This is a genomic window from Planctomycetota bacterium, from assembly GCA_035574235.1.
GTDB lineage: Bacteria > Planctomycetota > MHYJ01 > MHYJ01 > JACPRB01 > DATLZA01.
Genome location: DATLZA010000156.1, coordinates 57,408 through 81,365 on the forward strand (window position 1 = coordinate 57,408; position 23,958 = coordinate 81,365).

Annotated in this window: 23 protein-coding genes; 18 read left to right on the top strand and 5 right to left on the bottom strand. The window is 70.4% G+C overall.

Annotated features, from left to right (window positions below):
* Window positions 1–2 precede the first annotated feature (2 nt).
* From VNO22_14540 to VNO22_14555, 4 genes are read right to left on the bottom strand one after another with little or no spacing between them, the layout of a single operon-like run.
* Entirely contained in the window at window positions 3–836 is an 834-nt protein-coding gene (locus tag VNO22_14540; protein ID HXG62584.1) for a hypothetical protein, read from the bottom strand.
* Window positions 833–1,969 (bottom strand): cytochrome bc complex cytochrome b subunit, encoded by a 1,137-nt coding sequence (locus VNO22_14545; protein ID HXG62585.1) that lies wholly within the window; start codon window positions 1,967–1,969, stop codon window positions 833–835. Before VNO22_14545 ends, VNO22_14540 begins: the two co-directional genes overlap by 4 nt.
* A 2-nt stretch (window positions 1,970–1,971) precedes the next feature.
* Window positions 1,972–2,406 carry a Rieske (2Fe-2S) protein gene (locus VNO22_14550; GenBank protein HXG62586.1) on the bottom strand — a complete coding sequence of 145 codons (435 nt, stop codon included), beginning with the start codon at window positions 2,404–2,406 and terminating at the stop codon, window positions 1,972–1,974.
* 35 nt (window positions 2,407–2,441) lie between these two features.
* Entirely contained in the window at window positions 2,442–3,287 is an 846-nt protein-coding gene (locus tag VNO22_14555; GenBank protein ID HXG62587.1) for an NAD(P)H-hydrate dehydratase, read from the bottom strand.
* A 120-nt stretch (window positions 3,288–3,407) separates the two neighbouring features.
* Here VNO22_14555 and VNO22_14560 point away from each other — a divergent pair, with 120 nt between their 5' ends.
* The 6 genes from VNO22_14560 to VNO22_14585 all read left to right on the top strand — a co-directional run bounded on the left by VNO22_14560 (window position 3,408) and on the right by VNO22_14585 (window position 9,985).
* Window positions 3,408–4,385, top strand: a complete 978-nt coding sequence (locus tag VNO22_14560) for a hypothetical protein (GenBank protein HXG62588.1) — start codon at window positions 3,408–3,410, stop codon at window positions 4,383–4,385.
* 83 nt (window positions 4,386–4,468) lie between these two features.
* Window positions 4,469–5,638, top strand: coding sequence for a putative lipid II flippase FtsW (gene ftsW / locus VNO22_14565; protein ID HXG62589.1), 1,170 nt, complete (start codon window positions 4,469–4,471; stop codon window positions 5,636–5,638).
* Window positions 5,545–6,627 carry an undecaprenyldiphospho-muramoylpentapeptide beta-N-acetylglucosaminyltransferase gene (gene murG / locus VNO22_14570; GenBank protein ID HXG62590.1) on the top strand — a complete coding sequence of 361 codons (1,083 nt, stop codon included), beginning with the start codon at window positions 5,545–5,547 and terminating at the stop codon, window positions 6,625–6,627. The genes ftsW and murG overlap by 94 nt, the downstream gene beginning before the upstream one ends.
* The gene (gene murC / locus VNO22_14575) at window positions 6,624–7,952 is read left to right on the top strand and encodes a UDP-N-acetylmuramate--L-alanine ligase (GenBank protein HXG62591.1); all 1,329 of its coding nucleotides are present in this window, start codon (window positions 6,624–6,626) and stop codon (window positions 7,950–7,952) included. The genes murG and murC overlap by 4 nt, the downstream gene beginning before the upstream one ends.
* Before the next feature lie 180 nt (window positions 7,953–8,132).
* The gene (gene murB / locus VNO22_14580) at window positions 8,133–9,005 is read left to right on the top strand and encodes a UDP-N-acetylmuramate dehydrogenase (protein HXG62592.1); all 873 of its coding nucleotides are present in this window, start codon (window positions 8,133–8,135) and stop codon (window positions 9,003–9,005) included.
* Window positions 9,002–9,985, top strand: a complete 984-nt coding sequence (locus VNO22_14585) for a D-alanine--D-alanine ligase (GenBank protein HXG62593.1) — start codon at window positions 9,002–9,004, stop codon at window positions 9,983–9,985. The genes murB and VNO22_14585 overlap by 4 nt, the downstream gene beginning before the upstream one ends.
* A gap of 6 nt (window positions 9,986–9,991) precedes the next feature.
* Here the strand turns inward: VNO22_14585 and VNO22_14590 are convergent, their stop codons facing one another.
* The gene (locus VNO22_14590; GenBank protein HXG62594.1) at window positions 9,992–11,545 is read right to left on the bottom strand and encodes a C25 family cysteine peptidase; all 1,554 of its coding nucleotides are present in this window, start codon (window positions 11,543–11,545) and stop codon (window positions 9,992–9,994) included.
* 41 nt (window positions 11,546–11,586) lie between these two features.
* On the opposite strand from VNO22_14590, the gene VNO22_14595 reads away from it, so the two are divergent.
* From VNO22_14595 to rsgA, 12 genes are all read left to right on the top strand, one after another.
* Window positions 11,587–12,492, top strand: a complete 906-nt coding sequence (locus VNO22_14595) for a hypothetical protein (protein ID HXG62595.1) — start codon at window positions 11,587–11,589, stop codon at window positions 12,490–12,492.
* 38 nt (window positions 12,493–12,530) lie between these two features.
* Window positions 12,531–13,172, top strand: a complete 642-nt coding sequence (locus VNO22_14600) for a hypothetical protein (protein HXG62596.1) — start codon at window positions 12,531–12,533, stop codon at window positions 13,170–13,172.
* A complete protein-coding gene (locus tag VNO22_14605; GenBank protein HXG62597.1) occupies window positions 13,169–14,527 on the top strand; it encodes a hypothetical protein in 1,359 nt (452 codons plus the stop codon). The genes VNO22_14600 and VNO22_14605 overlap by 4 nt, the downstream gene beginning before the upstream one ends.
* On the top strand, window positions 14,524–14,979 hold the full coding sequence (locus VNO22_14610) for a methylated-DNA--[protein]-cysteine S-methyltransferase (GenBank protein HXG62598.1): 456 nt from the start codon (window positions 14,524–14,526) through the stop codon (window positions 14,977–14,979). Before VNO22_14605 ends, VNO22_14610 begins: the two co-directional genes overlap by 4 nt.
* A 165-nt stretch (window positions 14,980–15,144) precedes the next feature.
* The gene (locus VNO22_14615) at window positions 15,145–15,402 is read left to right on the top strand and encodes a Trm112 family protein (protein ID HXG62599.1); all 258 of its coding nucleotides are present in this window, start codon (window positions 15,145–15,147) and stop codon (window positions 15,400–15,402) included.
* 1 nt (window position 15,403) lies between these two features.
* On the top strand, window positions 15,404–17,221 hold the full coding sequence (gene yidC / locus VNO22_14620) for a membrane protein insertase YidC (protein ID HXG62600.1): 1,818 nt from the start codon (window positions 15,404–15,406) through the stop codon (window positions 17,219–17,221).
* Between the two features lie 11 nt (window positions 17,222–17,232).
* Window positions 17,233–17,745 (top strand): PilZ domain-containing protein, encoded by a 513-nt coding sequence (locus tag VNO22_14625; GenBank protein HXG62601.1) that lies wholly within the window; start codon window positions 17,233–17,235, stop codon window positions 17,743–17,745.
* A 16-nt stretch (window positions 17,746–17,761) separates the two neighbouring features.
* Window positions 17,762–18,991 (top strand): GTPase, encoded by a 1,230-nt coding sequence (locus tag VNO22_14630; protein ID HXG62602.1) that lies wholly within the window; start codon window positions 17,762–17,764, stop codon window positions 18,989–18,991.
* Window positions 18,992–19,066: 75 nt separating this feature from the next.
* Window positions 19,067–20,563 carry a DASS family sodium-coupled anion symporter gene (locus VNO22_14635; protein HXG62603.1) on the top strand — a complete coding sequence of 499 codons (1,497 nt, stop codon included), beginning with the start codon at window positions 19,067–19,069 and terminating at the stop codon, window positions 20,561–20,563.
* A 37-nt stretch (window positions 20,564–20,600) separates the two neighbouring features.
* Window positions 20,601–21,065 (top strand): transcriptional regulator NrdR, encoded by a 465-nt coding sequence (gene nrdR / locus VNO22_14640; GenBank protein HXG62604.1) that lies wholly within the window; start codon window positions 20,601–20,603, stop codon window positions 21,063–21,065.
* Window positions 21,066–21,092: 27 nt separating this feature from the next.
* A complete protein-coding gene (gene nrdD, locus VNO22_14645) occupies window positions 21,093–23,009 on the top strand; it encodes an anaerobic ribonucleoside-triphosphate reductase (protein ID HXG62605.1) in 1,917 nt (638 codons plus the stop codon).
* Window positions 23,006–23,887 (top strand): ribosome small subunit-dependent GTPase A, encoded by an 882-nt coding sequence (gene rsgA / locus VNO22_14650; GenBank protein ID HXG62606.1) that lies wholly within the window; start codon window positions 23,006–23,008, stop codon window positions 23,885–23,887. The genes nrdD and rsgA overlap by 4 nt, the downstream gene beginning before the upstream one ends.
* Window positions 23,888–23,958: the final 71 nt, after the last annotated feature.

Genomic DNA, 23,958 nt, shown 5'->3' on the forward strand with positions numbered 1-23,958 from the left:
CGTCACGGTCCGCCGAATCGGCGGCGGCACCAGGCGCGCGCGAGGACCAGGTTGAGCCCCATGAGCGCCAGGAATCCGCCCAGCCCGAGCGCCTTGCGGCGCGCAAACTCCGCCTTCCGCCGCTCCGCCCGGTCGAACGTCTCGCGGGCGGTCCGGGCGGCGGCCGGGATCTCCTCCTCCAGCTTCTTGAAGACGGAAAAGAGCCCCGCGTGCTGCCGGGAACGGAACTCCCCGCGCGCGCGCCGGGCGGCCTCGAGCGCCGCGCGCTCCGCCGCCCAGGAGATTCCCGGTTCCTCCTCCGCCAGGCAGGCTTCCAGCCGCGCCAGCTCCGGTTCGAAGGCGGCCATCTGCTCCCCGAATTTCGTCATGGCGGCGATCTGCCGCGAGGCCGGCCGATGACACTCGGCGCACCCTTGTTCCTTGCTCCTGAGGATTTCCTCCCGCCGCGCCGGGGCCGTCCGGTGCTCGGTGTGGCAGGCCAGGCAGCCCCGGACCTTTCCGCCTCCCTCCCAGTCGGCATAGTGCTGGCTGCGCTTGAATTCCTCGAGTTCCTGGATATGGCACGTCCCGCACAGGGCGGGCGAATCGCTGCGGGGGCGGCCGGCCTCGTCGAGCTCCTTAAGGACGCCGCGGCGGAAGCCCTGGACGTAGAGGTGCGGACGCGACTTTCGGGTGTCGATCTGGTCGGCGCCGTGGCACCCGACGCAGTCGGTTCCTTTGAGCGCGTGAACGGAATCCTTCCAGTGGTCGCGCTGCTCCTCGTGGCATTCCGCGCACCGGCGAGCGTCGGCCACCCTCTCCTGCGCCGCCAGGAACGCCAGCAGCGCCGCGATCATCGGCCGCCCTCCGCCGCGCGGTGCGGCACGCCCCGGATGTCGAACTCCCAGGGTCCGATCCGCCGCTCGGAAAGGAACCCGAGGATTCCGAGCGCGAGCGTCGCCGCCAGACCCGCCGCGGCGGCCGCCATCAGGAACCGCCGCCGCCCGGGCCGGCGCTCGGGATTGCGGTCGAGAAACGGCAGGAGAAAAAGAAGCGCCACCGCTCCGTTGACCACGAGAAGCCCCGCGAGCTTCGGGAAATACTTGAGCGCCTGGTAGACGGGCAGGAAATACCACTCGGGCTTGACTCCCCTGGGCGTGGACTGCGGGGTGGCCTTGGGCCCCAGCTCGAACGGGAAAAGCACCGCCAGCGTCACCACCAGGCTCAGGACCACGATGACCGTGGTCACCTCGCGGTAGAGATGCCGCGCGAAGGGAACGCCCTCCCGGGCCATGATCCCCTCATATCCCTCGCCGATCTCCTCCCTGACGCTGCGGCGCGTGCTGATGCCCAGGCGGCGCACCAGGTAGAGATGGCCCGCCACGAGCCCGACGAGAGCGGCCGGGAGGAGAAGCACGTGCACGATGAAGAAACGCGACAGGGTTGCGTCCGAAACCCGGGAGCCTCCGCGGATCATCTGTCCCAGGGTATCCCCCACGAGGGGCAGTCCCATGAACGACTCCGTGGCCACCACGGTGCCCCAGTAGGAAACCTGGTCCATGGGCAGGAGGTACCCCGTGAACCCGAACGTGACCGTGACGAGAAGAAGCGCGCACCCGAAAAGCCACGTCAGCTCGCGCGGCTTCTTGTACGCCCCGTACCAGAAAACCCGCCCGAGGTGAAGGAGCACCACGAAGACCATCGTGTGGGCCCCCCAGGCGTGGAAGGAACGGATGAGCCAGCCGCCGGGAATCTCATGCGTGATCCGGCGCACGCTCTCGTACGCCCTGTCCATCGAGCTCGAGTAGTTGAGGGCCAGGAGGATGCCGCTTCCGACCTGCGTCATGAAGAGCACGAGCGCCGCCGTGCCCAGCGTGAAGGCGTAGCTCTCCGCGTGCGGCGGAACCGGCTTGTAGAGCTGCTCCCGGCCGAAGCGGGCGAACGACGAAAGCCCCAGCCGTTCCTCCAGCCACGTCCGCAGGCGACCCATGTTCAGAAGACCACGACCAGACGACCCTTCTCCGAGCGCACCGGGAACGCCTGAAGCTCCCGCGCCGCCGGTGTCGTCGGTCCGGTCCCGTCCGGACGGAAGGTGGCGCTGTGGCAGGGGCACCGGATCAGGCCGCTCTTCTCATCCCACTTCACCAGACACGCCAGGTGCGTGCAGGTGGCATTGACCGCGGTAAGTTTGCCTCCCGCGCGGATGATGAGCAGGGGGATCGCGCCTTTCTCGATCGCCTTGAAGCCGCCTTCGGGGATGTCGTCCGGCCCCACGTCGACGGGCCCCGAGAGGCGCGCTTCGGGGAGGGGAGCCAGATAGCGGGCCACCGGCACGGCGCTCAGGGCGCAGGTTGCGCACGCGGAGAGAGCGCACGCCGCGCCCAGGAAGTCCCGGCGGCTCGTTCCCGGCTGCTCGTCGCGTTCCACCGTCCGATCCTTAGTAGCCCCGCGCCGGACGCGCGTCAAGGAATTCCACGCCCGGAGCTCTTTCTTTCCTTACCCAGAAACGCCCGCGGCAGGTACGCCAGGAGGTCCGTCGCCATCAGGGAAACTTCGCCGAGATCCCGCGCCCCCAGATCCCCCGCCCGGCCGTGCACCTCGACGCCCAGGCAGGCGGCCTCGAAGGGCTCGATCTTCTGGCCCAGAAGCGCTCCGAGAACCCCCGCCAGGACGTCTCCCGATCCTCCCGTCGCCATTCCGGGGTTCCCGGTCCGGTTCCGGAAGAGCCGCCGGCCGTCCGTCACGAGCGTTCCGTGCCCTTTGAGGACGGCGATCCCGCCAAGGCGGCGCGCCAGCTCACGCGCGGTTCCCTCCCGGTCCGCCTGGACGTCCCCGGCGGTGCGCCCCAGGAGGCGGGCCGCCTCGCCCGGATGCGGCGTGAGGATCCGCGGCGCGCGGGCGCGGGCCAGAAGTTCCGCGCGGCCCTCGAAGGCGTTCAGGCCGTCGGCGTCGAGAACGAAGGGGATCTCGAGCCGCGCGACGAGTTCCCGGACCAGGCGGACGGCGGCGGGATCGCGCGAGAGCCCCGGGCCGATCACCGCCGCCGTGCTCCGAGCCGCCTCGGCCAGGACCCGGCGGGCCGCCGCCCGCGGAGGAAAGGGCCGCACAATGCCGCAGGTGTGCTTGATCGAAAGAATGTCGGCCACCCGCTCGGGGCAGGCCAGGACGACGAGTCCCGCGCCCGCCCGGTAGGCCGCTTCCGCCGCAAGATAGGCCGCCCCCGTCATGCCCGGAGAGCCGGCCACGACGAGCACCGTGCCGTAATCTCCCTTGTGCGTCTCGGGACGGCGCGGAGGCAGGCCGGGCATGGGCGGGATTGTAACAGCGCCCCGCGCGGCGGGGAAGGAAACGCGCGGCGATTCGATGCTCCGAGCGGCCCGCCCGGCGTATTATTTAGCGGAAGCGGGATCCACCGGGGAGGCCGTCGCATGAGATTCGCCCTCTGGGGGCTGGCCCTTCTGGCGTCCGGGACGTTCCAGGAGGACATGGTCAAGAAAGTGGCGCCCGACGCCGAGCGCGTGCGCAAGGTCGCCCGCAAGCCGGCGCCCGGGGCGCGCGAGAAGATCGAAAAGGCGCTCGGCGAGCGGCTCGCCGAAGCCGACCTTTCCGCCCCGCTTTTCGAGTGCTATGCGACCGTTCCGTCCGTTTCGAGCATGGAAAAGACCCGCGTCGTGGTCGGCGTGTTCTCCGGCCGGGGCCCCAAGGGGCCGTTCCGCGTGGCGGTGGCGGTGGCCCCGGGCGAGGATACGATCCACGCGGTGCGCGTGCTCGAGAACGCCGACGAAAAGGCGCTCGAGTCGAACGCGTTCCTGGCCCAGTTCCAGGGGTTCGAGTACACCCCGAACATCTACAACCCGCCTCAGAGCCTTGCGGCGGCGCTTCAGAAAGCCAAGGGGGCCGATGAAGCGGCGCGCGAACTGGACGCGCTCGTGCGGATCAGCCTGCAGATGCGCGCGGTGGGGCCGGCGTGGGATCGGCTCCTGGAGAAAATCGACAAGAAGGACGCCGCCGCGGAGGAGGATCTTGCGTTCCTCGAACGGGCGTTCGACGAGGCGCTCAAGCTCGTTCCGGCGGCGCGCTTTCTCAAGCCCACCCAGCAGGAGCGCTTCCGCCAGTACGCCTCGGGGGCGCGCGCGGATGTCCAGGAGTTGCGGCGATTCCTGAAGGAAGGGAACTTCGAGGAGGCCTACCGTAAGTCGGGGGAGGTCGATTCTCAGCGTTGCGCCAAGTGCCATGGCGCGTACCGGCGCAGTTTCCGCGAGGCGCGATCGGATCGCGGTCTCGGAAACGGCTACCTTTCGACCCGCCTGGAGGTCGCCGTGCCGGATGCCCGGCATGAAGCCTCGTTTCAGGCGCTGGCTCAGACCGTCCGCAAGGCGGTGCTCCTGATCGAGGAGACGAAGTAGATTTTCCGGTCGCCCGCCGCCGCCGGGCTCAAGCTTTCGCCGCCGCCTGCCGAAGGATGAAGGGGCGAATCCCGGAGCCTGTCATGTCGCGCGACGCGGCGCTTCTCATGGTGGTCGTGCTGGCCCTGGTGGCGATCGGCCTGGTCATGCTCTACTCGGCCACGGGGGTGACGGCGGAGAAGTCGCCGCGGTACCAGGACGGCGAGTACTTCCTGAAGCGCCAGCTCGCCTGGGCGGCGGTGGCCTTGCCGTGCATGTTCCTGCTGTCCCGTGTGCCCTACCGGTTTTGGGAGCGCTGGCGGTGGGCGATCCTGGGTCTGACGGTGGCGGGACTGGTTCTCGTCTTCGTGCCGGGGATCGGAGCCAAGATCAACGCGGCGCGCCGCTGGATCCGGATCGGGGGATTCCAGGTCCAGCCGTCGGAGATGGCCAAGATCGGCATCGCCGTCTTCCTGGCGGGATTCGCGGCGGCCGATCCGGAGCGGCTGAAGCGCTTCTTCCGGGGATTCCTGCCGGCCTGCCTGGCGCTGGGGATCGTGGCGGGGCTGATCCTCATCGAGCCGGACGTGGGAACGGCGCTTTTCATCACGCTGGTCATGGGACTGATGCTGCTCGTGGCGGGAGTGCGGATTTTCCATGGAGTGCCCGTGGCGGTGGCCGCGGCGGGGCTCGTGGCGTTCTATGCGCTGACGCACACGGAGCACGTGGAACGGCGTCTGGCGGAGTGGGGGACCGGATACCAGGTGACCCAATCGCTCCTGGCGCTGGGGTCCGGGGGCTGGACGGGGGAGGGCCTCGGTCGCGGCCGGGCGAAGCTCTACTTTTTGCCGGAAGCGCATTCGGACTTCATCTTTCCGATTCTGGGGGAAGAACTGGGGTTCGTGGGGGCGGCGTGCACGCTGCTTCTCTATGCGGCCCTGGGGATCCTGGGATACCGCATCATGCGCCGGGCGCCGGACCGCTTCAGCTTCCTGTTGTCGTTCGCCCTGACGACCTATATAATTCTCCAGGCGGCGGTGAACGTGGCGGTCGTGACGGCCGCCGTGCCCACCAAGGGCATTCCGCTCCCCTTCGTGAGCGCCGGGGGGTCTTCCCTCCTTTTCACGACGGCGGGGGTGGGAATCCTGGCGGGCATCGCCAACGCCGCCGAGGGGGAACCATGTCGGGCGGAGAGGGGCTGCGGATCCTTTTCGCCGGGGGCGGCACCGGCGGGCACGTCTTCCCCGGCATCGCTCTCGCTCAGCACGCGGTAGGCTCGCCGGTCTTCTGGCTCTGCACCTCCCGGGCCTTCGACGCGGCGCAGCTTTCGAAGGAAGGAATCCCTTTCGAGCCTCTCCCGTCTCGCCGCTGGAGCGGCCTGCGCGGCTTCTTGGCGCCCATGGCGCGGGCGCTCCGGCGTGCCGCGGCGCGGATCCGCGAGTTCCGGCCGGACGTCGTTGTGGGCGTCGGGGGCTACGGAACGGTGCCGCCCGTCCTGGCGGCCCGGGCGCTCGGCGTGCCGTATGTGCTTCTGGAGCAGAACGTCCGTCCGGGGCGGGCCAATCGGTTCCTGGCCGCCGGGGCGCGGCGGATTTACGTCCAATGGGCCGAGGCGAAGGCCGCCTTTCCGGGGTGCGGCCCCCGCGTTCGGGTGACGGGGAGCCCCCTTCGCCGGGGGATGCGGCGCGCCGACCGGGCGGAGGCGCTGCGGCGATTCGGCCTGGAGGAAGGCCGGCCCACCGTGGCGGTCGTGGGAGGAAGCCAGGGAGCCGAGGCGCTCAACCGGGGCGTCCTGGCGGGATTGGACGGAACCGCCGACCGGATCCAGCTCATCCACGTGGCGGGGGCCGGACGGGCGGAAGCGGTGCGGTCGGCGTACCGGGAGCGCGGCGCCCGGGCGGTCGTGTGCGAGTTCGTGGCGGACATGGACCGCCTCTATTCGGCGGCGGACCTGGTGATCTCCCGGGCGGGGGCGATGGCGATCGCCGAGATGGCCGCGCTGGAGGTTCCGGCGGTTCTTGTTCCGATCGCCCGTTCCGCGGGCGATCATCAGCGGGAGAACGCCCGGGCGGCGGCGCGGACGGGGGGAGCGATCTATCTGGAGGAAGAGGAGTGCCTGCGCGGGGGGCTGGCCCCGATCCTCAGGAGACTTGTGTCGGGGGAGCCGCTCTTCGATAATATGAGGCGTCGCCTTCGCGCGCTGGCCCGTCCCGAGGCGGCGCGGACCATTCTGGAGGACCTGGGGGAGCTCTTCGGGGGATGAAGATTCACTTTGTCGGGATCGGCGGCATCGGCATGAGCGGGCTGGCCAAGATCCTGCTCGTGCGGGGGCATCGGATCACGGGGAGCGATCTCCGGCCGTGCTCGTTCCCCGGGGCGGTCGCGGGCCACGACGCGCGCAACGTCCCGCCGGACGCCGAGCAGGTGGTGCGGTCGGCGGCGGTGCGGGACGACAATCCCGAAATCGTCGAGGCGCGCCGCCGGGGGCTGCCCGTCCTGAAGTACGCCGAGATGGTGGGGCAGCTGACGCGGGAGAAGCAGACGATCGCCGTGGCCGGCTGCCACGGCAAGACCACGACCACCGCGATGGTGGCGTATGTCCTGTCGCGGGCGGGCTTCGGGCCGACGTTCCTTTGCGGAGGGGTGATTCCGCAGCTCGGCTCCAACGCCGCGCCGGGGCCGGGGAAGCACCTAGTCGTCGAGGCCTGCGAGTACGACCGGTCGTTTCTGCACTACACGCCCGCCTGCGCGGTGATCACGAACATCGAGGAGGACCATCTCGACTATTACAAGGACCTGGCGGAGATCGTCTCGGCGTTCCGCGAGTTCGCCGGAAAGTCCACAGGGCCGGTGATCGCGTCGCTGGACAATCCGCCGGCGGCGTCGATCCTGAAGGAGCTCAAGGGGAAGGGGGAGAGTTTTTCTCTTTCCCAGGACGCCGACTGGCGGGCGCGGAACATCGAGGTGCGCGACGGCCGCTGGACGTTCGACGCGCTCAAGTACGGACGTCCGTACGGGAGCTACACGCTTTCGGTGGCGGGGGTCCACAACGTGGCCAACGCGCTGGCGGCGCTGGCGGCGGCGACGTGGGCGGGGGTGGGGCAGGAGATCGTCCAGGTGGCGCTTTCGGAGTTCACGGGGGCGGAACGGCGGTTTCAGCTTCTGGGGGAGAGGCGGGGGGCGCTCGTCGTGGACGACTACGGGCACCATCCCACGGAGATTCAGGCCACGCTGCGGGCGGCGCGCGAGCGGTTTCCGGACCGCAAGATCTGGTGCGTCTTCCAGCCGCATCAGGCCTCGCGGACGCGGATTTTTCTCAAGGAATTCGCCCGCTCGTTCGGGGATGCCCACGTCGTGCTCCTGCCGGAGATCTACGAGGCGCGGGAACAGAACGGCGCGCCGAAGATTTCGAGCGCGGATCTGGCCAAGGCGGTGGCGGAGCAGGGCAAACCCGCGCTTTATCTTCCCACGTTCGACGAAGTTCTGGCCTTTCTTCGCGAAAAAGCCACGCCCGATTGCCTCATCCTGACGATGGGCGCCGGGGACGTCGGCGAGATCGCCCGTCGGTTCCTGGCCGAAGCCGGGTAGGCGGGAGGCCGTTCGCCAGGCGGTGCGCCCTTCGCGGGAGCAGGTGTCCGCGAAGGGAAAACTCGGGAAGCGCCATCCGCGAGGGAACGGTTCGGATCTGGATATTTTATGATTTGTATGTTATAATTCGAGCGTTCCGGGCGCCAGCCCGGAACCGGGACGCGAGAGAGGGGGGCAGCCATGAGCCGGGCGGTCGCCGAGCGCGCCTTCGGGGCGCTCCTGGCGGAAGGGCGGATCCCCGTGCGCCGCGAGGTGCCCCTGGCGCCGTATACCACCCTCAAGGTCGGCGGCCCGGCCGAGTACTTCATCGAACCCCGTGACCCGGACGAACTCGCCCGGGTGCTCGCGGCCGCCCGGGAGTGCGACGTTCCCCTCCGCGTCCTCGGAAGCGGAGCCAATCTCCTCGTCCGCGACGCGGGCGTCCGGGGAGCCGTCGTCCGGCTCACGCGCTTCACCCGCCGCCGCGGATGGCACGTCGAGGCCGGCTACGGCCTGCCCCGGCTCGTCAAGGAATCCGTCGCGGAGGGACTCGCGGGCCTGGAGCCCCTGGCCGGAGTCCCCGCCGCCGTCGGCGGCGCCGTCCGCATGAACGCGGGCGGCCGACACGGGGAAATCGCCGGCGCCGTCGCCTACGTCGACGTCGTCGGCCCCGACGGGACGCTCCGGCGGCTCCGCCGCGACGAGGTGGGCTTTCGCTACCGCGGAACCTCGCTCGGCGACGCCGTCGTCGTCGCCGCGGGGTTCGACCTGCGGCCGGACCCGCAGGCCGCCCGCCGCTACGGCGAGATCCTCGCCGCCAAGAAGGCCACCCAGCCCCTCGGAGTCCCGAGCGCCGGGTGCATGTTCAAGAATCCCCCCGGCGCGTACGCGGGACGCCTCATCGATGAGTGCGGCCTCAAAGGGGCCCGCGTCGGACGCGCCCATGTCTCCCGCAAGCATGCCAACTTCATCGTCAACGAAGGAGGCGCCAGCGCCGACGACGTCCTGCGGCTCGTGGATCTCGTCCGCAGCCGCGTTCCCGTGCCGCTCGAACTCGAAGTCCTGGTCTGGTGAACGATAAAGGAGCCGCCGCCATGGGCCATCCGGGCCGCCTGCGCATCGCCGTTCTCATGGGAGGGACGTCGTCCGAACGGGAGATCTCGCTCCGCTCCGGAGCCGCCGTCGCCGCGGCGCTCCGCGCGCGCGGTCACGACGTCGTTCCCGTGGACATCCGCACCGAAACCGGCCGGGAACTCGACGGGCTCAAGATCGACGTCGCCTTCGTCGCCCTCCACGGCCGCTTCGGAGAGGACGGCCGCCTTCAGGCGATCCTTCAGTCCCGCGGGATCCCCTACACGGGCAGCGGCCCCGAAGCCTCCCGCGCCGCCATGGACAAGGTCGAGGCCAAGCGCCTCTTCAAGCTGCGCGGCGTCGAAACGCCCCCGCACCGGGTCATCCTTCGCGGCGAGTCCCCCGCGCTCTGGGAGCAGTGCGCCCGCGCCCTCGGCTATCCGGTCGTCGTCAAGCCGAGCGCCGAGGGCTCCAGCGTCGGCGTCACCGTGCACGAGGACCGCTCCACCCTCCTCGACGGCGCCGCCGAGGCTTTCCGGCACGGCCCCGTCGCCCTCATGGAGAAATTCATCCGGGGAACGGAGCTCACCGTGGGCATCCTGGAAGGGCGCGCGCTCCCCATCATCGAGCTGCGGCCGCGCTCCCGCTTCTTCGACTACAAGGCCAAATACCAGGACCCCGAGACGCTCTACGTCGTCGATCCGCCCCTGAGCGAACTCGACAAGCGGCGCGTCCAGAAGGCCGCCCGAGAGGCCCACGAGGCCCTGGGCTGCGAGGGCATGAGCCGCGTGGACCTCATCCTCACCCCCTTCTGCGCCGTTCACGTCCTCGAGGTGAACACCATCCCGGGACTCACGGAGCGCAGCCTCCTGCCCAAGGCCGCGCGCGCCGCCGGGATCGATTTCCCCGAGCTCTGCGAACGGATCGTCCAGACCGCCTTCAAACGACGTCAGGGCGGCTTCTGGGCGGCGGCGATGCTGTAGGGATGCCTACCGCTCCGTGGTCGGCGGCTCGGGCCGGCGGACTTCGATCGCCCGCGCGGCCGCCCGGCCCGCCCCCCACGCCTTGAGGAAGTAGTCCCCCGGGACGAGGTCGGCGGGCAGCGAAAGCTCCAGCGCGAACGCTCCGCCGCGCGATTCCGCCCGACCCCGCACGATGACCTTGTTGTTGGCGTTGGCGTACCGGCGGACGATCTGCGCTTCGACCGTCTCCCCCACGAGATCCGTCGGGTGATAAAACCGGTCCCTCGGACACTCGAAGGTCACCTCCACCGGTCCCTCTTCCGGGAGACGTCCGGAGACCGACAGCGTCGTCCCCGGGGGGACCCGCTCCGGAGCCGAAAGCTCCAGATCTCGTCCCGGTCGGCGCAGTCGAAGCGCCGGATCGCCCAGAAGGTTGTAGTGCAGCGTCACGTCCCGGCGCATCGGCTCCAGACTCGCGGGTCCCTGGACAAGTCCCGCCAGCGCGTCGGCCCGGAGCCGGAGGGGAGTGCGCGGGCCGTCGTTCAGGACCGCCGCCTTGGCCGCCCACAGAGCCTCTCCCAGCGTGGGCGCCCCGCCGGGTCGGAACACCTCCGCCACGAGCGCTTCTCCGAGAAGGGCGTTTCCGTAGGGTTGCGTGATCCGGCTTCCTCCGATGAACGCCACCGGGCCCCGCGGGCGCTTGAGAAGTTCCTCGCCGATCGAATCTCCGAATCGGGCGTCATAGGCCCCCGTCAGGCACGCCAGGACCACCATGACCGGAAGTCCCGCGCGCACCTCCACCCGCGCGGCGTCCCGGCTCTCGAGGACCGGATAAAGAAACCCGTTGTAGCGCACCTCGTCGAAGCCCGTCCGCAGCCCGTGCCCCACGTAGGCGTAAAAGAGCGACCCCTCGTTGAGGAGGCGCACCGCGTGATCGTTGAACCGCGGGGGATAGTAGCCGTATTTCGACGAAAGCTTCGCGTAGGCGGTCTCCACGTCGTACTCGGGCGGGATCCCGCGGGCCACGACGGCGGAAAATTGCGCTTCCAGCGCCAGGTCCAGGAGAGGCCCGAAGCCACCCTCGCCGGCCAGCACGGTTACCTTCTTCTGCCACGGTCCGCCCGCCGGCTCCCTCTCGTAGGCGAGAGTCTTGGCGATCATCGCGCCGAGCTCCTCCCGCGTGTCGGCGGGCAGGCGTCCCGCGACCGGACCGAAAAGATGATCGGTGGCCAGGTCGGGATCGCACGGGAAACGGTCGCTCCGGTAGGCCGAAGGACGCTCGAAGGTGGGAACGCGGTCGGCGTCCCCGGCCAGCAGGAGAAACCGCGGCCGCACCCGCGCGACGAACCGGGCCAGCCCGTCCGCGCCGGGCCCGAACCGGGCGGCCACGTCGTCGGTGCGCACGACGGCCGCCGCCCCTCCGCCGCGCGCCCGGTGCTCCGCCAGCGCGTCGCACGCCTCTGCGAACTCCGGGGGGGCCACGATGAGATAATCGGCGCGCACGCCGTCGAGGTCCCGCCGCAGATACTTCGAATCCCCCGCGGCGGAAAGCGCCGCCGCCAGGGCGAGCGCGAGTGCCATTGAAGTCATTTTACCAAAACGACGATAGAGAACATCGAGCGATGCGAAACCTCTTCGCTCCGCTGGGGCGGTGGAAGAACTGGGACCGGTGGGCGGCCCGCGCGGGGGCGTTTCTCGCCGCGCGCCGCCGGACCGGCCGCGCTCTCCTCTTCGCGGGCGGCTTCGCGCTCGTCGTCCTGCTCGTTCACCGCGAAGTCTACAGCTTCCTCGCCCAGTCCCGCCGCTACACGCTCCCGCGCCTGGAAACCGCCGTGGCCCCCCGGTGGGCCGACCGCACCGGCGAGGAGATCGTGCGCCTGGACCTCGGCGGCGGGTCGCTTTTCGACCGGAGTCTCGTCGAACGCGTGGGGCGTGCCTTCGAGGCGTCCCCCTGGATCCGCCGGGTGATCTCCGTCGAGCGGGTTTTCCCGAACCAGCTCCGCGTGCGCTTCGAATACCGGAGGGCCTACGCGGCCGTCCGGCGCCCGAACGGGCACGTTCTCGTGGACGCCGACGGCGTGCGCCTGCCCGGCGTCTGGGCGGATCCGCCCACGTGCGAGCGCCCGGCGGCGATCACGGGCGTCGCCTCCGCGCCGCCGGCGCCCGGCAAGGTCTGGGAGGACCCGGCGCTGCGGGCGGGGATCGCGCTGGCCGATTTCGTCCACGCGGATCCGATCCTCCGCCGTCTGGGCGTCAAGGAGATCGACGTGGCCAATTTCGGCGGCCGCGTGGACCCGCGCCGCAGCGAAGTGGCGCTGGTCACGGCCGGAGGGTGCGTGATACACTGGGGCCGCGATCCGTCGCAGTCGCGCTTCGGCGATCCGTCGACCGATGAGAAGCTCGAGAACCTCCGCGAGGTCCTGGCCGTGTATCCCGACCTGGCCGGGCTCCGCAGCGTCAAGGTCTACTTCCGGGGCGCCCGCGCGGTGGAGCCTCAGGACGCCACGGCCGCCCGCCGGAGCCGCTGACGGCCGGCGCCGCTCCCCCGGGGAGAGGCAGGTGCGTCGTGCCCCGGCTTGACCCTCAGAAGATCTCCACCCTGGCCGTCGGGTGGATCGGATTCCTGTCGATCGTGACGCTCGTCACGCTGGCTCAGACGCTTCCCTTCCGCCTGACGTTCGTGCGTCCGGAGACGTTTCACGCCTGGTTCGTTCGCGTGGAGCTTTTCTTCGCCGTGTTTCTCTGGCCGTTCTTTCTTCCCGGCCTGGTTCGCGAGGGATGCGGAATCCTCGGGAGTCTCGCGGCGCTGGGGATGATGATCGTCCTCGCGGCGCCTCTGACCGCGGCGGCGGCGAATCTTTCGGCCGCGCCGGCGGGGGAGGCGCTTTCCGGGCAGATCCTTGTGGGGGCCGCAGCGGCTCCGGCGGCGGCGCTTGAGGAGCTTTCGCGCCGGGCGGGATGGAGGCGCGCGAGAGCGTGGTATCTCCTGGCGGCATTTTTCCTTTCCGCGGTGCCGCCCTTCGCGCACTTCCTGCTGCGCGATCTGGCGGGAAGGGGCGATCTTTCCGCCCTCGCGTGGGCGAGCCCGTTCTGGGCGGCCGCGGCCGCTCCGCTGCCCGCCGCGGCGGTCTTCGCGGGGCTGGCGCTGGCGGGCCTGGCGGCGGGCCTCCTTTGGACTCCCCGGATGGAGGCGGAGGTCGAAGCGTGATTGGTCTCCTCGGCGTGTTCCTGGCCGCCGCGGCCTCCGATCCCCGCGTGGAACGCGTGGAGCGCCTGGCCGGAGAGGCGCGGCGGACCACCGTGTGGGCCCCCCTGGCGGTCACGCTTTCGAGCGCCGCGGGGTTCGAAGGGGATCTCGTCGCGCGGAGTTCCTTCGGGTTTTTCACCGCCCGGCGCGTCCGCGTGGCGCCCGGAGGGCGCGAGCGGGTGCTCCTACCCGCCGTGGACCCGGTCGAGATCCGCGCCGGGGCGATCGGGGCGGCGCCGCCGGAGGCGTCGGCGCGCCCGGATCTCGTGGTCGGCGTGGATGTCCGGCTCCCGTTCGCGCGCGAACTGACTTCCGGGGAGCGCGTGCGGTTCGTCCGGTTCGATCCCTCCGATCCCTTCGCGCGGGAGCTTCTGCGCCGGGGATTGCTGGAGGCGTGGGATCTTCTTCTCCTGGCGGACGCGGCGGACCTTCCGCTCGGGGCCGGGCCGGAAGCGTATGTTCCTTCGTCCCGGGAGGACGCCGAGCGGAGGATTCAGGCGCGGGCGGCGCTTCCGCCGCCCGCCCGCTTCGAGGCGGTCGATCGCGAGCTTTGGAACGTCCTTGCCCCGCGGGAGGGATGGGTTCCCGCAAAGCGGACCTTCGCCCTCTTCTTCGCGGGGGCCTACGCGGTGGCGGCGTTCGCGGCGCTGCCCTTCATGGCCTGGGCCCGACCGCGGTGGATGCTGCCGTCCGCCGTCGCCCTGGCGGGGCTTTTTGCGATCGTCTATCTCGTCTTCTTCCCGAAAGGGCAGCTCTGGGTCCTGGAGCATCGGTGCGAGGTGGCGCCGGCCGGGGAGGGAGAGGCGGCGGAGTGGAGGGTGTGGTTCGCGGGCGCGCCGGTGGCGCGGCGCACGCGCGTGGAATTCCCCCGCTGGGTCAAGCCCGTCCTTCCGCATCCGGGGGCGGTGGATCGGCCGTTCACGATTCGGTTCTCCGACGCGGGTTCGTCCGCCGTCGAGGACCTCGAGCTGGCCGGCGGCGTGCCCGTGGCGTTCGCCGGGGCGGAATCGCGTCCGCCTTCCTTCCGGGCCGTGGAACGCCTTCCGCGACCGCTCTACGGAGCGTCGATTCTCCGCGGAAACCGGAACCGGCGGCTGGGAGACCTGCCCGCGGGAACCGAAGTGAACGCGCTTGCCGTCCGGGACGACGAGCCGGCGCCGGGCGAGGCGGATTTCCGCGCCTTCCGGAGGTTCATCCGGGGGGATGCGCTCTTCGGCCGGCTGGACCGCGAGGACGCGGGCGCGGGCGAGGTGTCGTCCGCCGACCTGGCGGAGGCGCGCCGCCGCCCGCGGTTTTTCATCCAGAGGTTGCCATGAACGGGCGGGAACACGTCGAAGTCGTGCGGACGCCGGTGGGGCCGGTTTCGGTGACCGTGAGGGACGGGCGCGTGCGGGCGGTCCGGTTCGGGGGAAGGGCGGGGAAGGGGAAGGCGGCCGCGGCGCGCTGGCTGGCGCGATGGTTCCGGGGGGAGGATCCCGGGGTGAGGCTGGACCTTTCCTGGGCCACGCCGTTCGAGCGTCGCGTGTACGCCGTGGTCCGCCGGATTCCCCGGGGCGGAACGCGGACCTACGGCGAGGTCGCGCGGGCGGCCGGCGCCCCGGGGGCGGCGCGGGCGGTGGGCCGGGTCCTGGCGCGCAACCGGATCTGCCTTTTTATCCCCTGCCATCGGGTGGTGGGCGCCGCCGGTCCGGGCGGCTTCACGGCGCCGGGGGGCGTGCGGCTGAAACGGCGCCTCCTGAGCCTCGAGCGCCGCGCGCCGCGCGCATAGCGCGGCCCATCCTTCTGCATATGTCGCATAAAAAATTTGACATGCCATGGGTGGCCGCCTATAGTTTATGCCCAGCTTCGCGCCCCGGCGCGGAGGTTTCGCGTCCCGAGCGTCGCGGGACGGGTTCGGAGTCCGCGCGCCCGGGCGCTTTCCGAAAGGAGCGGCATGCCGGTTCCCAAGGACCTGCTGGATCTCATGGCGTGCCCGTTCTGCAAGAGCGGGCTGCGCGAGGACGGGGAGAAGCTCCGCTGCGTGAATGCGGAATGCGGCCTCGTCTTTCCGGTCAAGGACGACATCCCGATCATGCTCATCGACGAAGCGGAGCGGCCCTGCCCGAAGTGCGGCAAGTCGCGGGACTGGCAGGGCGACGTGCTGCGGTGTCCGTCCTGCGGGGCGACGCTGAACGTCGAGAGGAAGGGATAGCGTGGATCGGCGCACCCTTCTGGCCATGGTCGTGTGCATGGCCATCTTCATCCTCTGGACCGGGGTCGTGGCGCCGCTGATCTGGCCCCCGCCGAAGCCGGCGCCCCGGAAGCCCGCGCCGCCGCCGTCCGCCACCCCCGCTCCCAAGTCCGCGCCGGCGCCGGCCGCCCCGGCGCCCCAGGAGATCGTCCGACATCCGGAGCTGCCTCCGGTGACGCTGCGGGCCGGCCGTCTCAAGGCGGTCTTCACGAACGTCGGAGCGGGTCTTCGGGAGCTGGCTACGCTCTACGAGAACGAAGAAGTTCTCCTCCTGGGGCCGCGCCCGGGCGGCGCGCCGCACCTGGCGGTGCGCGAGGTGGGCGGTCCGGATCCCGTCGAGACGCTCCCCTGGAAGCTCGAGGAGCAGACGGAACGCTCGGTGCGGTATTCGATCGTCCTGCGCAGCGGCGTGCGGCTGGCCAAGAAGTTCACCCTCGATCCGGAGACGTATCGCCTGGGGTTCGTCCTCGACGTGGAGGGGCCGGCCGACGTGCCGGAGGATCGGAAGGTGCAGCTGGAAATCCTGGCGCTCCAGGGGATCCAGCCCGACAGCCCGTACCGGTACGACTACTACCTCCACGGCGTGGTGGCGATGGACGGACGGATCCTGGAGTTCAACTGGGCGGGGATCTCGTCCGGCGAAGCCAAGCTCGCCGAGGCGCGCCGGCAGCCGCCCGGAAGCGCCCGGGACCAGGCCGTTCAGGAGGCCCGCAAGTACTTCACCGTCACCACGGGCCGGAAGGATTGGTTCGGCCTGAAGAACCGGTTCTTCGCGATTCTGCTTCAGCCGCTCGGCCCCGCCCGGACGCGGCTGGAGGCGTACGAGTTCCACACGCTGCCCTCCGGCGCGCCCGCGGGGCCGGGAGTGCCGGACAAGAACCTTTCCGCCTCGGCGCGGACCGAGCCGCTGGCGGTGCGGGACCGCCGGGTGAGCTTCGAGTTCTCCGCCTACGCGGGTCCCCTGAAACGGGATTTCCTGGCCGAGGTCCCCGGCGCGCTCGATCTCATCAACTACGGGGCGGGCTGCACGAAGGGATGCGGGCCGGTCGGGGTCCTGTTCGCGCCGATGGCCGCGCTCGTGAACCTGGCGGCCCCGGCGATCCTGGGGCTGCTGAAGTTCTTCGGCGGCCTCTTCGGGAACTACGGCGTGGGAATCATCCTGACGACGCTGGCGATCCGCGTGCTTCTCTTCCCCCTGTCGAAGAAGAGCCAGGTCTCGGCTTTCCGGATGCAGCAGCTGGCGCCCAAGATCCAGGCGCTGCGCGAGCGCTACAAGGACGACCAGCAGAAGTTCGGAGTGGAACAGATGCGGCTCTTCCGGGAGCACAAGATCAATCCCCTGGCGGGCTGCCTGCCGCTGCTCCTGCAGATGCCGATCTTCGTGGGCATGTACAGCGTCTTTGAGCTGTCCGTGGAGCTGCGCCGGGAGCCGTTCGTCCTCTGGATCCGGGATCTCTCGCAGCCGGACATGCTCCTGGGACCCTGGACGCCCATCCAGATTCCGCTTCTGCCGACGATCGACGGGCTGAACCTCCTGCCGATCGTGATGACGGTGATCTGGTTCCTTCAGGCGTACTTCGCGCCGCGGTCGCCGGATCCCCAGATGGCCGCGCAGCAGAAGATCATGCTGGCGATGCCCGTGATCTTCGGGCTGATGTGCTATGGGCTGGCCAGCGGTCTGAGCCTCTACTTCCTGGTGAACTCTCTTCTGGCCCTGGTGGAGCAGAAGGCCATCAAGAAATTCTTCCTCAAGCCGCTGGAAGCAGGCGGGAGCGCCTGAAAGGAGGCCGCATGGAGCCCAAAAAGAGGGTCACGCAGGAGGATATCGCCCGGGTCTGCAAGATCGACCAGGGATCGGTCTCCCGCATCCTCAACGAGGACACGCGCGACTCCTTCGCGGAGGAGACGATCCAGAGGGTCTTCAAGGCGGCCCGGGAGCTGGGGTATCTGCATCCGTCGCTCGTGACGTCCAACCGCCGCGAGTCCAGCCGCCGCAAGGCGGAGCTCCGCGGAAAGGTCCAGATCGTGATCGGGACGAACACGGTCTACGACGAAGGCGAGATCGACATCGACGAGATCTCGATGTCCGGGATGCTGCTGCGGAACTTCCGGACGAAGAAGAGGACGCTTCCGATGGACCGCTTCAAGTTCAACGTCGAGGTCACGGAGGGGCGCCTGAAGGGCTTCAAGTGCCGCTGCAAGCTCGTGCGCTTCTCGGACAACGAGGACGAGTTCGCCCTGGCCGTGAAGTTCGACAGCCTCGACGAGGATGCCAAGGAAAAGCTCAAGGGCTTCGTCAAGTAGCGACACCATCGCCGCGGTGTCCTCCCCTCCGGGAGCCGGGCTGCGGGCGGTGGTCCGGCTGAGCGGCCCGGACGCGGCGGCGCTGGCGGCGGGGGAGCCGGGGGCGGTCCTCTTCCGGGCCCCGCGCTCCTACACGGGCGAGGATGTGGCGGAGCTTCATCTGCCCGGCTCGCCTCCGCTCGTGGAGGCCTGTCTGCGCCGCCTCGCGGAACGCGGAGCCCGTCCCGCCCGGCCCGGCGAATTCACCCTGCGCGCCTTCCTCAACGGCCGGATGGATCTTTCCCGCGCGGAAGCGGTCGAGCGTCTGATCGCCGCGGAGGACGACGCGGAGCGCCGCGCGGCGCTCGAGGCGCTGGCGGGCGGGTTTTCGGACCGCCTGCGGCGGATCGAGGCGCTCGTTCTCGACCTGACGGCCGACGTCGAGGCGTCGATCGATTTCGTCGATCAGGACATCGAGATCCTCCCGCTTTCGGAGGCGGCGGATCGGGCGGCGGCGCTGGCGAAGGATCTCGCGGATCTGCTCCGGGAGACGGCGGCGGCGCGGGTCGCCGACGAGCGTCCTGTGGCGGCCCTGTACGGTCCGGCGAACGCGGGGAAGTCCACGCTCTTCAACGCTTTGACGGGCGGCCGCGCGATCATATCCGATCGGGAGGGGACCACGCGGGACGTGCTCGAGGGGGAGCTGGAGGTCGGGGGCCGCCGGGTGCGGCTTCTGGACGCGGCGGGGCAGCGGGGAGGAGAGGGGATCGACGCGGAGGCGGAGCGGCGGGCGCGCGCGGCGGCGGAGGCGGCCGATCTTGTGCTCTTCGTGGTGGACGCCGCGGACTGGGAGCGGGCGCGGAAATGGGTTCTCCGCGGGCGGCCGGCGATCCTGGTCGTCAACAAGATCGATCGGGCTTCGGCGGAGGGAGCGGCGGGCGGTCTCGGAATGTCCGAGGCGGTCGCCGTTTCGGCGCGGACGGGGGCGGGGCTCGAGGAGCTGCGGGAGCGGATCGCGCGGCGGCTGGCGGGCGACGAAGCGCCTGTTTCCGGCGCGCGCTACCGCGTGAGCGTCCGGCAGCACGGGCTTCTGAGGGAGGCGCGGGAGGCGCTGGGGCGCGCCGCTTCGTCGGGGCCGGCGCTGGGGGTCGAGTGCCTGGCGCTCGATCTGCGGGCGGCGCTCGAGGCGCTCGGCGGCGTGACGGGCCGCTGCGTGGGGGAGGATCTGCTCGACCGGATCTTTTCGCGCTTCTGTCTGGGAAAGTAGAATCCGTCCTTTCCCCGCGGCGGGCGGGTCCTCCAAATCATCGACGCCGTTCGCCGCCCCCGATAAGATCCCCGCATGCCGGAAGAGGGCCGCTCGGCGCGCCTTCGAAAGGCCGCGGGTCTGGCGGCCGGGCTGGCCGCGTTCTTCGCGATCGCCTTCGTTCCGTCCGGGCTCCACCAGGTTCCCGGGGCGGGCGGCGCGCCCGCCGCGGCCGCGGGAATCGCCGCCCTCATGGCCATCTGGTGGTTTACGGAGGCGCTGCCGATCCACTGGACGGCGCTCGTGCCCCTCGTGGCCTATCCCCTCCTCGGCGTCTTCGAGCCCTGGGTCGGCCGCGAGGGCGCCGGGACGCTTCTCCTGCGAAACGCGGGTCGCGCGGCGGCTCCGTATGGGGACGCCTATATCTTTCTTTTCCTGGGCGGCATGATGATCGGCGCGGCCGCGGAGCAATGGAATCTCCACCGGCGGGTGGCCCTTCACATCCTGCGGGCGATCGGGGTGGGCCCTCGGCGGCTCCTCCTGGGGGTTCTCGCGGCCACGGCGTTCGTTTCGCTTTGGATCTCCAACACCGCCACCGCCGTCATGATGACGCCCATCGGAATGGCGCTTCTGAGCCAGCTGGAGGCCGCCGCGGGAGGGCGCCGTCTGGGCCACTTCGGCGCGGCGGTGATGCTCGCCGTGGCCTACGGTTCCAACGTCGGCGGCATCGGGACGAAGATCGGCACCGGTCCCAACTCCATTCTCTGCGGCTGGGTCCAGCGCCACATGGGACTGGAGCTGAGCTTCCTCTACTACATGCTTCTGGCCCTGCCCTTCGTCGTTCTCTTTCTCCCGGTCGTCTGGGCGGTGCTCTGGCGGCGCGCGCGCCGGGACCCCCTCGACGGCCTGCGGGCCGACGAGGTTCTGGACCGCGAACTGGCGGCGCTGGGGCCTATGTCCGTTCCGGAGCGGAAGGTCCTGGCCGTTTTTCTCGCGGCGGCGGTCCTGTGGATTTTCGGGAACGTGCTTCGTCCCGCCGTCGCCCCGTGGGTCCCGCGGTTCTGGGAGGGTTTCCAGTTCCGGGAGAAACACTACGAGGCCGCCGTGGCGATGGCGGCGGGCGCGGCGCTTCTGGCGCTGCGGGTTCTTTCGCCGGCGCGGCTGATGCGGATTCCCTGGGACACGCTGGTTCTTCTCGGGGGCGGCTTCGCCCTGGCGGCGGGGGTGGAGGGAAGCGGACTGTCCGAGTGGCTGGCCCTCCGGCTCAAGGCCGTGGCCGGATTTCCGGCCCCCGTCCAGATCGGCCTGGCCGCGCTCTTCAGCGTGGGGCTCACCGCCGTCGCTTCCAACACCGCCACGATCAACGTCCTGCTGGGGCTGGTGCCCCGTTCGCTGCCGGTCCTTATGGCCGTGACGCTCGGATGTTCCTGCGACTTCATGCTCCCCGCGGGGACGCCTCCCAACGCCATCGTTTTCGGCAGCGGCTACATCCGCCTTCCCGTCATGATCCGCACGGGATTCGCGCTCGATCTGGCGGCGGTGCTGGCGATCGTTCTCTACGGCTCGTTCTACCTGCGCTGGATCGCGTCTTGACAACCCCCGGCGGGGGGCCTACAGTAACCGCACTTCGATGCGCTGCCCCTTCTGCAAGAAGGACAACGACCGGGTTATCGACTCGCGTTCGGCCAACGCGGGCGCGACGGTCCGCCGGCGCCGCGAGTGCCTGGCCTGTTCCAAGCGCTTCACCACGTACGAGAAGGTCGAGGAGATCACCCTCTACGTCATCAAGAAGGACGGCCGCCGCGACGTCTTCGACCGGGAGAAGATCAAGCGCGGCCTCCTGACGGCCTGCAAGAAGCGCCCCGTGTCCCTTCAGACCATCGAGGACATCGTCAACCGCATCGAAATCGAGCTGTACGAGAAATACGACCGCGAGGTGAAATCCACCAAGATCGGAGACCTCGTGATGCGCGAGCTCAAGGCGATCGACCACGTCGCGTACGTCCGCTTCGCCTCGGTCTATCGCGAGTTCAAGGACGTCAGCGAGTTCATGCGCGAGCTGCGGCCCATGCTCAAGACGGGCGCGCGTTCCTAAGGGACGGGACGCCGGGGAGAGGAGGGCATGCCGATCCGGAAGGTCGAAACGGTCCGAAAGCGGGACGGCCGCATCGTCCCCTACGACGAACAGAAGATCGCCGAGGCGATCGTGCGCGCCGCCCGCGCCGCCGGACACGACAACGCCACCATCGGCCGCGACCTCGCCAGCGTCGTGACGATGTATTTGGAGCGCTATCGGGAGCGCGACGTTCCCACGAGCGAGGAAATCCAGCGTCTCGTCGAGAAGATCCTCTTCGATACGGGCCACGCCGCCGTCGCCCGGGCCTACATCGTCTACCGGGAGCGCAAGGGCCAGCCGGCCGGCGCGGCCGCGCCTCCCGCGGAGGACCTTTTCCCGACGAACCTCGTCCTCGTGGACGGCGCCACCCGGGCCGAAGTCGCTCCCTGGGGGCGCGAGCGCATCATCGCCGCGCTCACCAAGGAAGCCGGCCTCGAGGAGGAGGCCGCTTCGGAGATCGCCGGATCCGTCGAGCAGAAAATCTTCCAGCTCGGCCAGCGGCGCGTCTCCACGACCCTCATCCGGGAGCTCGTCAACCACGAGCTCCTGGCCCGCGGGTACGGCTCGAAACTCCGCCGGCAGATCGTCGTGGGCCTTCCCAAGTACGACCTCGGCCGCCTCATGGGCGACGAGGAAGCCCGCATCGATCCCGACGGGATGTGCCGCCTCATCGGCCAGACCACGCTCAAGCAGTACGCCCTCCAGGAGATCTTCACGCGCGACGTGGCCGACGCCCACCTCGAGGGGCGCCTGCACGTCCACGGCCTGGAGGAACCGCTCAAGCTTCACGCCCTGGAGCCTTCGGTCCTCGAGATCCGCCGCACGGGCGTCCGGGTGCGCGGCTCGGCGGCCCTTTCGGAGCCGGCCCGCGACGCGCGGACCCTGACCGTCCAGCTCGCCCGCGTGGCCGCCGACGCGCGCCGGTTCGTCAGCGGGCCGACCACGTTCCTCGGCCTGAGCGAAGCGTACGATCAGCTCCTGTGGGGGGCGGACGAGGACCGCGTGCGCCTGGAGGTCGAGCACGTGGCGGCGGCGCTCGAGGACGCGCCGTTCGTCGTGGAGCCCCGGCACCGCACGGCGGCGCCCCTGGCGCGGATGGGCCGGGCGGTCGTATGGACGGCCGGCGTGGGCGAGGAGCTGCGGGAGTTCTGCCGGCTGGCGGCGGACCGCGGCATGGTGTTCGCCTTCGCGCGGCCGCAGCCCGCCGGACCGGCCTCCGCCGCGCCGGGGGGCGCCCTGGAGGGCCGGGCCGTCGCCCAGGCGGTGACGCTCAACCTGCCGCAGGCCTTCTTCCGGAGCGAGGGCGGCGCCGATTTCTACACCGAGCTCGAGGCGGCCATCGAGCTGGCGGTCAAGGCGCACCTTCAGAAGCGCCAGCTGCTGCGCAAGTTCGCCGACCGCGCCACGGGCGCCTTCGGCGCCGCCTTCGGGTGGCCGGCCGACGGCGGCGCCGCGCCGCCCTTCGACCGCTTCGAATACGCCGTGAGCCTGGCCGGACTCAACGAGGCGGTGAAGCTGCTTTCCGGCCAGGAAATCCTCGAGGGGGACGCCGCGGTGCGCCTGGCCCTGCGGCTGGTCTCGTACGTTTATTTCCGCCTCCGCGAGGAATCCGCCCGGCAGGGGATCCGGCTCGTGCTCGAGGACGTCCCGCCGGGGGAGGCGATCGACCGCTTCGTGCGGATCGACGCGCAGATGTATCCCCGGGCGCGCGGGCTCCTGGCCGACCGCGTCCGCTACACGCCGGGCTTCCGCGTCCGGGGGGCGCCGTCCTTCGAGACCCTCGCGGTCGAGGCGCGGTTCCACACGCTCGTTCCCACCGCGCGCGCCACGGCGGAGCGCGCGCGCCTGTCGCCGGGGGATCTCTTCGCGATCCTGGAGCGGCTGTACGCCGAGACCCCCGCCGCCCGCGTGGCCGTCGAATGATCGGGCGGGTCCAGAAGATCGCGGGGAACGACTACGCGGTGAGCGCCGGAGGCGCGCTCTATCACTGCCGGTTCCGCGGGCGCCTGAAGAAGGACGCGCGCGCCGAGGGAAAGCTCGCCGCGGTGGGGGACGAGGTGGAATTCGTCCCCACGGGCGCCGGCGAAGGCGTCATCGAAAGCGTCCTTCCGCGCCGCACGAAACTCTCCCGCGCGGACGTCCACCGGCCCCGCCGGGAGCAGGTGATCGTGGCCAACGTGGACACCCTGTTCGTCGTCCAGGCCGCGCGCGATCCGGACTTCAACGACCTGGTCGCGGACCAGTGCACGGTTATGGCGGCGGCCAACGGGCTTCCGTGCGTTCTCGTCGTCAACAAGTGCGATCTGGGGGAGCCGGATCTTTCCGCCTACGAGAAGGCCGGCTACCGGACGGTGCGCACGTCGGTCCGCGACGGGCGGGGACTCGACGAGCTGCGGCAGCTTCTCCGGGGCCGGGTGAGCGTGTTTCTGGGGCCGAGCGGGGTGGGGAAGTCGTCGCTCTTGAACGCGCTGGAGCCGGGCCTGAACCTGAAGGTGGGGGAGGTTTCCCGCCGCGGCGAGGGGCGTCACACGACGACGTGGGTGGAGCTTCTTCCGGTGGCGGGAGGCTGGGCGGCGGACACGCCGGGCCTCGAGTTCTTCACGCTGTGGGGGGTGACCCCCGAGAATCTGAAGGATCATTTCCTGGATTTTGCGGAGCTGGCGGCGCGGTGCCGGTTCCGGGACTGTTCGCACACGATCGAGGCCGGCTGCGCCGTGCGCGAGGGGGCGGTTCCTTCCCGGTACCGCAATTATCTCGCGCTGCGCGAGAAGCTCCGGACCCGACGGGCGGTCTTCGAATAGGCGCCGGCGGGGATCAAGAATTCCCCGCGGGCGGCCGATATGGGAAGTGGACGTTTCACCGTGATCCGGAG

What these genes read in the sequence shown, in the direction of transcription:
- VNO22_14590 (HXG62594.1), bottom strand. Translation starts at nt 11,545, where the DNA reads ATGGCACTCGCGCTCGCCCTGGCGGCGGCGCTTTCCGCCGCGGGGGAT.
- murC (HXG62591.1), top strand. Translation starts at nt 6,624, where the DNA reads ATGAAGATTCACTTTGTCGGGATCGGCGGCATCGGCATGAGCGGGCTG.
- VNO22_14595 (HXG62595.1), top strand. Translation starts at nt 11,587, where the DNA reads ATGCGAAACCTCTTCGCTCCGCTGGGGCGGTGGAAGAACTGGGACCGG.
- VNO22_14610 (HXG62598.1), top strand. Translation starts at nt 14,524, where the DNA reads ATGAACGGGCGGGAACACGTCGAAGTCGTGCGGACGCCGGTGGGGCCG.
- ftsW (HXG62589.1), top strand. Translation starts at nt 4,469, where the DNA reads ATGTCGCGCGACGCGGCGCTTCTCATGGTGGTCGTGCTGGCCCTGGTG.
- VNO22_14540 (HXG62584.1), bottom strand. Translation starts at nt 836, where the DNA reads ATGATCGCGGCGCTGCTGGCGTTCCTGGCGGCGCAGGAGAGGGTGGCC.
- VNO22_14625 (HXG62601.1), top strand. Translation starts at nt 17,233, where the DNA reads ATGGAGCCCAAAAAGAGGGTCACGCAGGAGGATATCGCCCGGGTCTGC.
- VNO22_14615 (HXG62599.1), top strand. Translation starts at nt 15,145, where the DNA reads ATGCCGGTTCCCAAGGACCTGCTGGATCTCATGGCGTGCCCGTTCTGC.
- VNO22_14545 (HXG62585.1), bottom strand. Translation starts at nt 1,969, where the DNA reads ATGGGTCGCCTGCGGACGTGGCTGGAGGAACGGCTGGGGCTTTCGTCG.
- murB (HXG62592.1), top strand. Translation starts at nt 8,133, where the DNA reads ATGAGCCGGGCGGTCGCCGAGCGCGCCTTCGGGGCGCTCCTGGCGGAA.
- nrdD (HXG62605.1), top strand. Translation starts at nt 21,093, where the DNA reads ATGCCGATCCGGAAGGTCGAAACGGTCCGAAAGCGGGACGGCCGCATC.
- VNO22_14555 (HXG62587.1), bottom strand. Translation starts at nt 3,287, where the DNA reads ATGCCCGGCCTGCCTCCGCGCCGTCCCGAGACGCACAAGGGAGATTAC.
- VNO22_14635 (HXG62603.1), top strand. Translation starts at nt 19,067, where the DNA reads ATGCCGGAAGAGGGCCGCTCGGCGCGCCTTCGAAAGGCCGCGGGTCTG.
- VNO22_14560 (HXG62588.1), top strand. Translation starts at nt 3,408, where the DNA reads ATGAGATTCGCCCTCTGGGGGCTGGCCCTTCTGGCGTCCGGGACGTTC.
- murG (HXG62590.1), top strand. Translation starts at nt 5,545, where the DNA reads ATGTCGGGCGGAGAGGGGCTGCGGATCCTTTTCGCCGGGGGCGGCACC.
- nrdR (HXG62604.1), top strand. Translation starts at nt 20,601, where the DNA reads ATGCGCTGCCCCTTCTGCAAGAAGGACAACGACCGGGTTATCGACTCG.
- rsgA (HXG62606.1), top strand. Translation starts at nt 23,006, where the DNA reads ATGATCGGGCGGGTCCAGAAGATCGCGGGGAACGACTACGCGGTGAGC.